A 12,961-nucleotide genomic window follows, 5' to 3' on the forward strand; every position below is an offset into this window, starting at 1 on the left:
TCAGGCCTTCTCCTCGATCAGGGCGACGAGCATCTTGCTGAGCGCGTCGACGGTGGGGTGTTCCCAGGTCGTGTCCGGGGCCAGTTCGATCTCGAACTCGTCCTCGATATCGTTGGAGATGGCCAGCGCGGTCAGCGAGTCCAGTCCGTACACGGCCATCGGCACGGTGGTGTCGATCTCCTCGGGCGCACGGCGCAGGTACCGCGCCACACGCTCGGTCAGCCAGGTATGGACGTCGGGAGGGTCAGCGGTCATCGGTCGTTCTCTTCTCTGGGGTTCGGCGGACGGAGCACGGGCGGATCGCCGGTTCAGTCCGGTCGGCAGGCACGCCGCACCTGGTCCAGGTAGGGCAGCGCGTCGAGGGTGGCCCGGTCGGGAGCCCCGAAGTCGATGAGAGAGGCCACCTCATCGACGCCCGCCGCAGCCAGCGCATCGGCGAAAGCGGTGCACTTGTCGACAGACCCCAGCAGCGCCGAGGTCCTGAAGTACCGCTCGAAGGCGTACTCCAGTAGCTTCACGCCCTGGTATTTGGCGAGGTCGGGCCAGTAGTTCTTCCACAGGTCCACGGAGGACTCCAGGTACGCCAGGAAGGGTGCGCGCACCACGTCGCGTACCGCGTTGTCAGACGCGCCGACGAAGGTGTGCACCATCGCGGTGACCTGTCCCGTGGCGGGGTCGTGGCCGTGCCGCTCGCGCGCCGCACGGTAGGCCGCGATGCGCGGGGCGAGTTCCTCGACGTTCAGGAACAGCAGCGCGGTGAGTACGTTGAGGCCGAGCGCTCCGGCCTGTTCGAAGGACGCCGGGTTGGAGGAGCACGTGAGCCAGAGGTTGAGGTCCGGCTGGACCGGCCGGGGGTAGGTGGCGACCTCCACGTCGGCGCCGTCGCCGTTGCGTCGGGTGACGCTCTTGCCGGCCCACAGCTCCCGGAGCACGGGCACCTGTTGCGTCGTGTACGCGCGGCGGTCGGCGTACCGGTCGGGTGCGAGTACGAAGTCGTCGGCGTTCCAGCCGGTGGCCAGCGCCAGGTCGACTCGTCCCTGGGAGATGTTGTCGACGAACGCCCAGTCCTCGACGACGTTCAGCGGGTCGTGCAGCGGGAGTACCACGCTGCCTGCGCGCAGCCGGACGTTGCGGGTCCTGGCCGCCAGCGCCGCTGCCGCGAGTGCCGGGTTGGGGTATGAGCCGCCGAAGGGGTGGAAGTGCCGTTCGGGCAGCCACACCGCGGTGAAGGAGTTCTCGTCGGCGAAGCGCGCTGCCTCGAAGAGCAGGTCGTACTCGGCTGTGGCGTCGTCCACGGTGCGGTTGGCGAAGTACAACAGGCTGAAGTCCATGCTCAGTGGGCCGTCCTGACATGAGAGGTGTGGTTGCTCAACGGCGGCGCCGTTGCCTGTTGCGGCACTAGTCCCCGCAGGGCAGCGGGCGGGCGGCGGGCCCGAAGGTCCGGTGGCCGTGGTGGCGGTCGAGGAGCTCTTGGAAGAGGGGACCTTCGACGGATTCGGGCAGCGGGGTGCGGCGGTCCGAGCGGTGCAGGGCGGCCCGCACCCATGAGGGGTCGGCCAGGAAAGGATCGGTGGCGTGCCGCCAGATCTGGACATGGCTGATCCGGGCGAGCAGCCGGACGTAGCGGTCGGCCAGGACAGGGGCACCCGGCGGGGGGCCGGCGTCCGGGCGCGGGGCCGGCAGGGCCGCGAAGGTCCTGGTGAGTTCGGTGAACTCACGCAGGTCGGCGGCGACTTCGGCGTGGATGTCGCGGTGCGCGGGGTCCCAGGCGGTGTCGAGCACCCCGGCCAGCGCGGCGCCGAGGGGGTCGGGCTCGCCGGCGCTCGGGGTGAGCCGGTCGAAGCGGAGTGCCGGAAGGTCTGCGTGAAGGGCGAAGAGCCCGGCCGGCGCCGGCTCCCCGGCGGAAGGGGTCTGCCGGGCGAGGAGGGGCAGCCAGGACACCAGGTCTGCCCGGGCGGCGGCCCGGGCGAGGTGCCCGGAGCCCGCCGGGGCGAGATCGCGCAGCAGCTTCTGCAGGAGTCCCTGGGGTCCCTCGCGCACGTAGAAGTGCGCGCCGAGGAGTTCGGCGAGCCGGTCCATGGCATCCGTCAGCAGGCGGGAGACCCCGTACGAGACGCAAGCGGCGAACGCACCGGCCGAGCGGGGCACCAGATGCAGTGCCCTCGCCCCGGCTGCGGCAAGGGTCTCGGCCCGCAGCAGGTCGGCGAAGACGCCCGTAAGTACCGAGCGCACGTGGGGGAGGTCGAGGGCGGAGCCCCCGTAGAGCCTGCGTGTGGCGAGGTGTCCGACGGCGATGCGCAGTGCGCTGTCGAGGGCCCCGGACGCCATGGCGGGAAGCACGACACGGGTGAGCTGGGCGGCCTTTGCGGCCGTCGCCAGGCCATCGCCGGCCGGTCCGAGCAGCGCGGAGTCCGGCACCGGGACGTGGTCGAACGCGAGCCCGCCGTACGGCACTCCACGCAGCCCGGCGCCGATGGACCGCGGTAGGTCGCGGATCCCTTCGCCGGGCGCGGTCCGCCGGTCGACCAGGATCAGTGAGTGGCTGCCGAGGCCGGGGTGCGGATCGGTCTTGGCGAGGACCAGCAGGACGTCGGCGCGTCGGCCGTCGGCCACCATCGCCCCATGTCCGCTGAGCAGTCGGCCGGGTCCGCCGGTGATGGCGGTGAACCCGGACCCGTCTTCATGGTGGCCGTGAACGAGTTCGCTCGATCCGACGGCGACGCGGCCGCCACCGAGCAGCAACTCGGCTACCGCCCGGGCTTGTCGGGGGTCGCCGGCGCACCAGACGTGGGCGGCCGCGACGAACGGCCCTGCCCCGAGGCCGATTCCGAGTGCGGGGTCGCGGCGGCAGACGGTGCGCATCACTTCGACGAGGTGGTCCACCCGCGTCAGCCGGCCGCCGTGCTCCGCCGGCACGGATTCGGCGTTCAGCCCGTAGGCTGCCAGCGTGTCCTCGCCGGCCGTGAGCAGCTCGGCGCGCTCGTCGGCCAGCAGGACCGTGGGGAAACCCAGGGCGTTCGCGGGGTCCAGAGGGTCGCCGAGGAGGGTCTCCAGCGAGTGTGCGCGCTCAGGCACGAGCGAGGTCATGCGACGCTCTCCCACAGGGTGAATTCGGCCGGGTCCCGGTCGAGTACGAAGCCGGCCAGCTGGTCGTAGGCCGGATCCTCGGGACGGTCCAGGAGCTGGGCGAGGCAAGCGCGCGGCCACAGCGCGTCCTGCGCCAACGGCCCGCAGGAGGCCGCGGGGTCGTGCAGCCACAGCAGCAGACTGGCGGCCGCCGCGTAGCTGCGCTCGTATCGTTCGGCCAGGTGGAAGGCCGTGCTCGGTAGACCTCCGCTGACCGGGACGAAGTCCACGAGGTCGGCGGCGAGTGCGTTGAGATCGTCGAGGGTCTGGTCGGCCAGGACCGTCAGCTCCGGCATGCCTTGCTCTCTGACCTGCTCGACGATCGCGGGCAGGCTCTGTACGGCGCTGCAGCCGGTGGGCGAACGCAGCGTCAGTCGCGCCGGGTCGAGCGGATGCTGTGGTGCGCCAGGGCCGGCCGCGGCCAGCAGGCCGTCGGTGTCGCCGGTCCGGCGCCGCAGCAGCCGGCCGAGCCGGGGCATCTGCGCCAGGAGGGAGGTGCGGTTGACGACCGTGCTGCCGTCGAAGATCGGGCAGATCCGGTGGTCGCGTTCCAGTCTGGCGAATCCGTCCCCGAGAGGGGAGGTCACTATGTCCTCGGGGCTGAGGAGTTCGGCCAGCCGGCCGAGCATGTCCTGGACGGTGGTAGGTACGAAGGCCTTGGTGATCGCGGCCGTCACACTGAGCTCGCCGGTCTGGGTGTGCGCCGAACGGGAGGCGAGCAGACTCGCCGCCTCGGCGGTCAGCGCGGCGGCTGCGGCGCGGCCGAGTACGTGCCGGGCGTAGGTGTGTTCGCCGGGCCACCGGCTGCGGCCTGCGCGCCGCTCGATGGCCTCGCGGACCAGCCGCAGCGCGTGGTCGGCGGCGCCGAGGGAGAGGCCCGCGCAGGCGATCCGGGTCAGCTGCATCGCCCTGAGGACGATGTTCACTCCGTCGCCGGCCTCACCGATCAGGGCGTCGGCGGGCACCTGGGCACCGTCCAGGGTGAAGCCGCTGATGTCGGCTCCGCGGATGCCGTGGGTACGTGTCTTGGGCAGCGGTCGCCACGTGTGGTCGGACAACGTGTGCCGGTCGATGAGGAAAACACTGAATCCGCGGCCGCCGCCGGCCGGGTCGGTGCGGGCCAGTACGCAGCCGAAACGGGCTCGTGTGCCGTTGTTGATGAGCCACTTCTCGCCGTCGAGCCGCCACCCGTCGGGGTCGGCGACCGCGGTCAGTTCACCGGCCAGGAGGTCGCTGCCGTGTCCGCGTTCGGTGAGTCCCCAGCAGACGGCGTCGCCGGCGCGGACCCGTTCTGAGAGTGCTTCGGTCTGCTCAGGGGTGCCGGCGACCCAGACGGACGCGGAGCCCAGGAAGGTCTTGCCGTGCGCGATGGCCACGGTCAGGTCCCGCCGCGCGACGGTACGGGCGAGCTGGAGCAGGCCGGGGAAGTCACTGTCCGGGCCGAGGACATACGCGTCGGGCAGGCCCGCACCGTCGAGGACGGCGATCGCGTCGGCGGGGAACTCCTCCCGCCCGTCGAGCGCGGCCAGGGTCTTCGGATCCCAGACACCCGAGGCGTGGGCGGTGAGCAGTTGTTCCAGTTCGGCGGCGAGGATCATCCCGTCACCCCGTGCCTGGCCCGGTCCAGCGCCTCGGTCACCCGTGGGTCCTCGCTGGCAAGCAGTAACTCCAGCGCGCCCGTGACGTACAGCTCACGCATGGCGGAGCGCTGCACCTTGCCGCTGGTGGTGCGCCGGATCCCGCCGGGCCGTACCAGGCCCACGGCGGCGACCGGTACGCCGAACTCCTTGGCCACCGTGTGCTTCATCGCGGTGGCGATCTCGCCCAACCGCTCGGCGCCCCAGTGGGCCCTGATCTCGTGGAGCACCACGACCGACTCGTCGAGGGCGGTGCCGTCGTCGCCGCCGACGGTGAAGGCGGCGCCGTGCATGCCGCCCAGCTCCTCGTGCTGGAGCCGGAGTTCGCCCTCGATGTCCTGCGGGTGCAGATTGCGGCCGTGCAGGACGAGCACGTCCTTGCGGCGCCCAGTGACGAACACCTGGCCGTCGAGCAGACCACCGAGGTCACCGGTGCGCAGGAAGGGGCCCTGCCCGTCTGCGGTGCGGGCGGCGAAGGATGCCTCGGTGGCGTCGGGTTTCTCCCAGTAGCCGGCGGTGACGCTCGGTCCGCTCAGCCACAGCTCCCCGATCCGTCCTTCGGGAAGGATCTCGCCGCTCTCCGGTTCTACCACGCGGAGTTGGAGGTCGAGTGTGCCGCCGCAGCCGACCAGGTCGCGGGAGGCGGTGCCCGGCGAGGCGTGCCGCAGCACGCTGTCCTCCAGCGCGGGGACGTCGATCTCGGCCACGTACGGGCGCCGACGGCCGGTGCCGCTGGTGAGCAGGGTCGCCTCGGCAAGGCCGTACATGGGTATCATCGCGTCGGAGCGGAATCCGGCCCTGGCGAAGCGGGCCGCGAAACGGGTGACGGTGTCTGCCCGGACCGGTTCCGAGCCGTTGACTGCGGCCGTCACCCGGCTGAGGTCGAGGCCGGCGAGCTGTTCGTCGGTGATCCTGCGCAGGCACAGCTCGAACCCGAAGTCGGGGGACGCGGTGGCGTTGACGTCGAAGACGTCGGTCATGAGCAGCCAGTGGTGGGGGCGCCGCAGGAACGTCATCGGATCCATCTGCACGTACCCGCTCCCGCGCAGTACCCCGGGCAGCATCAGGCCGATCAGACCCATGTCGTGGTAGAGCGGGATCCAGCCGCCGGTGCGCCGTCCGGGGCCGACCACCAGCGCGCGCGTCAAGCTGTCGATGTTGGCCAGCAGGTTGCCGTGCCGGACCATGACGCCCTTGGGGCTGCCGGTGGAGCCGGACGTGTACTGGAGCATGGCCACGCTGTCGGGCCCGACGGCCGCAGGCGTGCGCCGGCCGTCGGCGCCGGTGTCCGCGTCGTCGGTCGCGTGGCAGACGACTTGGCCGGCGCCTTCCTCGGCCGCCCACTTCTCCACCGCGGTCATACTCTGACGGTCCGTCAGCGCCGTGGTCGCTCCGGCGTCGCGGGCGATCCCCGCGAGCCGTCTGCGCTCGTGCCGGTAGCGGCCCGGCTGAGGGCACGGGACCGCGATCAGACCGGCGTACAGACACGCGAAGAAGGCCGCGGCGAACTCGACGCCCGGGGGGTACAGCAGCAGCACCCGGCCACCGGGTTCGGTGCGCTCCGAGAGCCACGCGGCGATCCCCCGGACCCGTAGATCCAGATCGCCGTATGACAGAGACACGTGTTGCCCGGTGGTCGGGTCCGGGTCCCGCACGAAGGTGGTCGCGATCACCTCCGGGTCGCTTTCGACACGCTCACGGAGAACGGACACCAGATCCTGTCCGGGCATTAGAGCACCCCTTTACAACGCATCCACCAATAGAAGGCAAAAGAGTCCGAAATGGAAGCAAAACCCGGCACCTCCCGGTTCTCGCTTCAGGGCTCGGGGCCAAAGATTGCACACTCCGGAGGCAAGGAAAACATCAGCGCGTTAAATTCCACAACAACGGAGCGAGTCCGCAATGGAATCCCTCTTATCTCCTGGATTTACGTTGCATGCACCTGATGATCCCTGCTATGTTCCGGGCCCATCAGGTTTCTTTTGCACCGGAGAACAAGCAGGTCACCCGTGTACCCCAAAGGTGAACCGATGGTGGTCGTCGAAGAAGTACAAAGCAAGTACAAAGAAAGCTGGGCGCTGCGGGGGGTGAGCCTTCGGGCATCTCCTGGCGAGATCTCGGCCCTCCTCGGGCCCAACGGCGCCGGAAAGACGACACTTGTCAGAATTTTGACGACCTTGCTGCGTCCAGATTCCGGCCAGGTCCGGGTGAACGGCTGGGACGTCCTGACCGACCCGGCCCAGGTCCGCCGGTCGACGGGTGTGGCCGGCCAGTACTCGACCGTCGACGGGATGCTGACGGGGTTCGAGAACGTCCGCCTCATCGCCAAGCTCCGCGGTATGAATCGGGCCGCGGCCGGACTCGCGGCCGACGAACTCCTGGCAAGATTCCGGCTCACGAGCGCCGCCGGACAACTGGTGCGTACGTACTCCGGGGGGATGCGACGGCGGCTGGATCTCGCCGCGTCCCTGGTCGGGGCGCCCGCACTGGTGATCCTGGACGAACCGACCACCGGTCTGGATCCCGCGAGCAGGCTCGACATCTGGGAGGCAGTCGCCGAACTGGCGGCCTCCGGCACCACCATCCTGCTGACCACGCAGTATCTGGAAGAGGCCGACCGGCTGGCGGACCGCATCACGGTGATCGATCACGGCCAGGTGGTCGCGGCCGGTACGAGTGACGAACTGAAGTCGGCCACGGGTATGAACCGGCTGGTCATCGTGGTCGCTCAGGATCATCAGCTGGCGGCGGCCGTGCGGGCGGCGGCGAGCGCCGGCAGCGATCCCCCGGCCGTCGACCGCCGGGCCCGACGGGTCGAGATCTCCGTCACCGACGGGCAGTCCGCCCTGGCCAGAGCGCTGTCCGTGCTGGGCGGCGAAGGAGTGGAAGCCCTGGAGATCGGACTCAGCCGGGCCACCCTCGACGACGTGTTCCTGAGCCTCACGGCCCGGCCGCATCCGGCGGCCGCCGGATGAACGCCCTGCTCCGCGTCGGGCGGGAGAGCTCCGACCTCGCCCTGCGCAATCTGCTGCACCTGCGCAGAACACCGACCGCTCTGATGGGCAGCCTCGTCGAGCCGGTGATGTTCTCGCTCCTCATCGGCTTTGTCTTCGGCAACAGTCTCGGCGGGCCGATCTACCGTCAGTACATCGTGGCCGGTCTGCTCGCCCAGACGGTGACCTTCACGACCTCGTACACCACGATCGGCCTGGCCAGGGACTTGCAGGAAGGTGTGGTCGACCGGTTCCGGGCCCTGCCCATCAGCCGGGTGGCCCTTCTCCTCGGCCGCACCACGTCCGACCTCGCGACGTGTGTCGCGAGCGTGCTGGTGACCTCGCTGTGCGGGCTGGCCCTCGGCTGGCAGCCGCACGCCGGCGCGCTACACGCCCTGGCGGGCTTCGCACTGATCCTCGTTTTCGCGTTCGCGATGTCCTGGGTGGGCGCCTTCATCGGGGTCGTCGCGCCGAACGTGCAGGTGGCGGCCAGTCTGGGGCTGATCTGGATGTTCCCCGCGGCCTTCGTCTCCTCGGGGTACGTCGTGACCAGCAGCCTGCCTGCCCCGCTCGTCCCCGTGGCCTCCTGGAGTCCGATCACGGCGCTGACGAATGCGCTGCGGCAGCAATTCGGCACGCCGGTCCCGCCGGACTTCGCCCGGCCGCACGGCTGGCCGGCCGACCACGCCGCGCTCTATCTGCTGATGTGGTCGGTGGGGCTGATCGCGGTCTTCATGCCGATCGCCACCTCGCGGTACCGCAGGAGATCGAACACCTGACGCGAAAGTGTATAAAAAAGGAATTCGCAGATATTTCCGCCGGCCCGAAACCTCGGGGCTTACCGTTCCGTGACGTTTCCCCCTCGCAGGAACGACGTCTGCGACAGTACCTTCACAATCTTCCAGGAAAGCGAGCCACCATGGATCAGGAAACGCCGCACACAACCTTGGTCTGCCTTCCCTTCGCCGGCGCGGGAGCTTCTTTCTTCCGCCCCTGGTCCGCACTCACCGAATCCCTCACAATTCATCCACTACAGCTGCCCGGACGGGAACGACTCATTGATGTCGAACCGTACCGGGACACGGCGACAGCCGTGGAGGGACTATTCAAGGACCTGATCGGCGGGCTCGGTGACAGCCGCAGGGTGGTGCTTTTCGGGCATAGCCTGGGGGCGGTGCTCGCCTACGAACTCGCGCACCGCCTGAACGCCACGCCGGATGTCGAACTCGTCCGTCTCTTCGTGAGCGGTTCACCCGAGCCGGGCACCCAGCGGCCGCGCAGGGCCACCGGTCTGGCCGACGACGAGTTCCTGGCCCGGGTCAGCGAATTCGCCGGCTACAGCCACGAGGCGCTGGACGATCCCGAAATGCGCGAGATGATCCTCCCCACCCTGCGCGCCGACGTAGAGCTGCACGAAAACTACACCCCCAGCACCCCGCTGCCGCTCGACGCGCCGATCACGTCGATCCGTGGCATGGACGACTCCCTGGTCGGCCCCGACGAGGCCGCCGCCTGGACCAAGGTCGCGGGCCAGGACTTCGCATACGCCGAACTGCCCGGCGGCCATATGTATCTGACCGACGCCGCACCCGCGCTGCTGCGCCTGATCGCCGGTGCGGTCCGGTGAACTCCGGGCGCCTGAGCGGAAAGACGGCCTTCATCACCGGAGCAGCCCGCGGGCTCGGCCGGGCCACCGCGGTGGCCCTCGCGGCGGAGGGTGCCGATCTCGTCCTGCTGGACATCGGCGCCGATCTACCCGGCGTGCCCTATCCGCTGGGCTCACCCGGACAGCTCGAACACACCGCGGCCCTCTGCCGCACGTCGGGCTCCTCGGTGCTCACCACCACGGCCGACGTACGGGATACTCGCTCGGTGCGCGAGGCAGTGACGGCGGCCACCGACCGGTTCGGCCGCATCGACATCGTCGTCAACAACGCGGGCATCGCGGCTCCGTCCGGCAAACCGGTCCACCAGATCGGCGAGGAGGAGTGGGCGCTGATGATCGACGTGGACCTCTCCGGCGCCTGGCGGGTGATCCGCGAGGTCGGGAAGGCGATGTGCGCCCAGCGCGCGGGCAGCATCGTCAACATCGCCTCCACCGCGGGTCTCGTCGGCTACCGGCACTTCGCCGGCTACGTCGCCGCCAAGCACGGCATCGTCGGACTCACCAAGGCGGCGGCCATGGACTTCGCGCCGATGAAGGTACGCGTCAACGCTGTGTGCCCCGGTTCGGTGCGCGACGACTCCCGGGCCGAAGGGCGGATGCTCGCCGAAATCGCCCGGGCGCTCGACGTACCGGTGGGCGAGCACGAAGAGGCCTTCACCGAAGCCCAGCCCATGAACGCGCTGATCGAGCCGGAGGACGTCGCCGCCGCCGTCGTCTATCTCGCCTCCGACGACGCCCGGCAGGTGACCGGGTCCGTGCTGACCGTCGACGGCGGCTTCACCGCCCGCTGAGACAGAAGGGAACTCTCGTGCAGGGCCACTCGGGACACCTGGGCCATGAGAATCCGGCGGGCGCTCAATGCCACGCCGTACGCGTCCGGCCGGACGGACCGGCCGAGGTGGCCGCCCTCACCGCACACCTCACCGCCAACCCGTCGGTACGGCTGTGGGTGGAGGACATACCCCTGCCGTCCACCGACGCCAAGGCCGACCGCCGCCGGCTCCTCGAACTGACCCGGCCCGCAGACGGACTCCGTGCGGTGCTGCTGCGCTGGACAGACGGGGAGGCGGATCTCATCCTCGTGTCACCACGGAGCCTGTTCGACCGGACGGCGCTGCTGTCGCTCGCGGCGGGCGCGGATCCCGGCCCGCCCACCGGACCCACGCCGGACACCACGGTGGCTGTGACCGGCACCGGGCCCGAGTGGGGACTGGGCAAAGAGGATGCCGGACCCCCCGCGACCTTACTGACCAGCCTCGGCAGTCTCAACGACCTCGGTGATGCACGCAGTTGGCTGACCGCGCTCGCCGTCACTCTGCGCCGCTACGACCCCGATCAGGAACCGGTGATCGGCACTCCGTCGGGCGCATTGACGGCCCCGGGCGACGGAACGCTGGGCGCAGCGGAGCTGAAACCCATCAGCGGATCCGCCACCGTCGGGCTGCTGTTCGACACCACGCGGGAAACCGGGGCGGGCAAAGTGCCGATCACCGGTGAGTACCTACCGTGCCTGGCCCCGCCGTTCCCGCTCACCGTCTCGGTGTTCCTCGACGGCCAGGGACCACAGCTACGCTGCGACCACCTCCCGGGCCGGATCGCGCCGGAGATCGCGCGGCAGTTCGTCCGCCATCTCATCCATGTGCACCGGCAGGTCCGGAACACCCCGGAAACGCCCGTCGGCGAGACCGAGTTGCTGGACGAGGCCGAACTGGCCAGAATCGTCGCACTGGGGCGCCCTCGCGCAGAACTGGTCAGTGTGCCGACCACCCTGCACGCCGCGTTCCGGGCCGTGGCGGCGGCGCACCCGGACGTGTGCGCCGTCCGCGACGGGCGCACCCAACTCACTTACCGTGAACTCGACGAGCGCTCGGACCGGTTGGCCGCCGGCCTGCGTGCCCACGGCGTCCGGGACGGCGACCGGGTCGGGGTGTGCCTGGAGCGCTCGGCCGAGCTGGTCGCCACCCTGCTGGGCGTGGTGAAGGCCGGCGCCGCATACGTCCCCACGGATCCCGCGTATCCGGCGCAGCGGCTGACCCACACCGTGCGGGACGCGCGGCTCGGCGTCGTGATCACCGAACTCGCTCAGTTCCCGGGCTCCCCCGGCACCGAACTCCTCACCCCCGGGGCGCTGGTGGCGGCGGGCACAGCCGGTGCGCCGGACTCTTCGGTGGGCGGTGACGATCCCGCGTACATCATCTACACGTCCGGTTCCAGCGGCCGGCCCAAGGGCGTCGTGGTCCCGCACCGCAACCCGATCGCGTTGATGGACGCCACCCGCAGCGAATACGGTCTCGGCGCCGGCGACGTGTGGACCTTCTTCCACTCCGGCGCGTTCGACTTCTCCGTCTGGGAGATCTGGGGCGCCCTGCTGACGGGGGGCCGGCTGATCGTCGTGCCGTACGACGTCTCCCGCGAACCCAGTCAGTTCCGGGACCTGCTGGTCGCCGAAGGCGTCACGGTCCTCAGCCAGACCCCCTCGGCCTTCGCCCAGCTGCTCGACGTCGACCACACCGCGCTGACGGTCCGGCTGGTGGTCTTCGGCGGCGAGCCGCTGGACGCCCCGATGCTGCTGCCCTGGTTCGACCGGCACCCGGAGAGCCGCTGCCGTGTGGTCAACATGTTCGGAATCACCGAGACAACCGTGCATGTCACCGCGCAGACGATCACCCGCCGGCTGGCGCTCGCCGCGACCCGGTCCGTGGGCCCCGCGCTGCCCGGCTGGCACCTGTACGTACGCGATCCGGCCGGGCGGACGGTGCCGCCCGGTGTGGCCGGCGAGATCTGCGTGGGCGGGGCCGGGGTCGCGCTGGGCTATTTCGGCCAGGAGGACCTCACCGCGCAGCGGTTCCGCCCCGACCCGTACGGCGAGGGCAGGCTCTATCTCAGCGGCGACCGCGGGCGGCTGCGTCCCGACGGATCGCTGGAGCACCTCGGCCGGCTCGACAGCCAGGTAAAGATCCGCGGCTTCCGTATCGAACTGGACGAGATCCGCTCCGTACTCCTCGAAGATCCCGACGTGCGGGCCGCCGCAGTGGTGGCGCGCCGGGGCGACCCTGCCGACGCTGCGTCCGCCCGTATCGACGCCTACGTCGTACTGGCGGATGCGGCGTCCCCTGGCACGGGCGGGGTGACGGGCACGAGCATCGACACCAGTGTGGTGCGCAAGCGCGCCGCGAGCGTGCTGCCCGCGTACATGGTCCCCGCCACCGTCACCTCGCTCCCCGCCCTCCCCCTGACCACGAACGGCAAACTCGATCAGGCCCGTCTCCCCGAACCGGCCATCGCACCTTCCGCACTGCCTGCCGCTGAGCCCGGCACCGGCGACGAACTCACCGCCGCCATCGTCGGGGTGTGGAGCAAGGTGCTCGGTGTGCCCGTCGGCGTAAACGACGACTTCTTCGAACTGGGCGGCAACTCGCTCTACGCGATCCGCATCAGCTCAGCGATGCGAGCCAACGGCCTGCCCACGCTGCGACTGCGCCAGTTGTACAGCACGCCGACCGTCGCCGAGGTGGTGCAACTGCTGAGAAGCGCCTAGG

The 12,961-nt window shown here is 70.3% G+C and carries 10 protein-coding genes; 5 read left to right on the top strand and 5 right to left on the bottom strand.

Translation table 11 applies throughout. The features are described from left to right. The 5 genes from ACFYPJ_RS34510 to ACFYPJ_RS34530 form a co-directional block, all read right to left on the bottom strand. Positions 1–255: an acyl carrier protein gene (locus ACFYPJ_RS34510; RefSeq protein ID WP_389025548.1), complete on the bottom strand. Its 255-nt coding sequence runs from the start codon at positions 253–255 to the stop codon at positions 1–3. Between the two features lie 53 nt (positions 256–308). After that, complete coding sequence (locus tag ACFYPJ_RS34515) at positions 309–1,331, bottom strand: MupA/Atu3671 family FMN-dependent luciferase-like monooxygenase (protein WP_389025549.1); 1,023 nt, start codon at positions 1,329–1,331, stop codon at positions 309–311. A gap of 67 nt (positions 1,332–1,398) precedes the next feature. Then, positions 1,399–3,087, bottom strand: a complete 1,689-nt coding sequence (locus ACFYPJ_RS34520; protein WP_389025550.1) for an acyl-CoA dehydrogenase — start codon at positions 3,085–3,087, stop codon at positions 1,399–1,401. Beyond that, positions 3,084–4,724 carry an acyl-CoA dehydrogenase family protein gene (locus ACFYPJ_RS34525; RefSeq protein ID WP_389025551.1) on the bottom strand — a complete coding sequence of 547 codons (1,641 nt, stop codon included), beginning with the start codon at positions 4,722–4,724 and terminating at the stop codon, positions 3,084–3,086. Before ACFYPJ_RS34525 ends, ACFYPJ_RS34520 begins: the two co-directional genes overlap by 4 nt. Further along, positions 4,721–6,493 (bottom strand): fatty acyl-AMP ligase, encoded by a 1,773-nt coding sequence (locus tag ACFYPJ_RS34530; protein WP_389025552.1) that lies wholly within the window; start codon positions 6,491–6,493, stop codon positions 4,721–4,723. Before ACFYPJ_RS34530 ends, ACFYPJ_RS34525 begins: the two co-directional genes overlap by 4 nt. A 300-nt stretch (positions 6,494–6,793) precedes the next feature. Between ACFYPJ_RS34530 and ACFYPJ_RS34535 the strand changes: the two genes are divergently transcribed. From ACFYPJ_RS34535 to ACFYPJ_RS34555, 5 genes are all read left to right on the top strand, one after another. Then, positions 6,794–7,738, top strand: a complete 945-nt coding sequence (locus ACFYPJ_RS34535) for an ATP-binding cassette domain-containing protein (protein WP_389025553.1) — start codon at positions 6,794–6,796, stop codon at positions 7,736–7,738. Then, a complete protein-coding gene (locus ACFYPJ_RS34540; protein ID WP_389025554.1) occupies positions 7,735–8,535 on the top strand; it encodes an ABC transporter permease in 801 nt (266 codons plus the stop codon). Before ACFYPJ_RS34535 ends, ACFYPJ_RS34540 begins: the two co-directional genes overlap by 4 nt. Positions 8,536–8,675: 140 nt before the next feature. After that, entirely contained in the window at positions 8,676–9,383 is a 708-nt protein-coding gene (locus tag ACFYPJ_RS34545; protein ID WP_389025555.1) for a thioesterase II family protein, read from the top strand. Next, a complete protein-coding gene (locus tag ACFYPJ_RS34550) occupies positions 9,380–10,213 on the top strand; it encodes an SDR family oxidoreductase (RefSeq protein WP_389025556.1) in 834 nt (277 codons plus the stop codon). Before ACFYPJ_RS34545 ends, ACFYPJ_RS34550 begins: the two co-directional genes overlap by 4 nt. Positions 10,214–10,230: 17 nt before the next feature. Continuing rightward, entirely contained in the window at positions 10,231–12,960 is a 2,730-nt protein-coding gene (locus ACFYPJ_RS34555; RefSeq protein ID WP_389025557.1) for an amino acid adenylation domain-containing protein, read from the top strand. Position 12,961: the final 1 nt, after the last annotated feature.

The sequence above is a fragment of the Streptomyces sp. NPDC006012 genome (assembly GCF_042871185.1).
GTDB lineage: Bacteria > Actinomycetota > Actinomycetes > Streptomycetales > Streptomycetaceae > Streptomyces.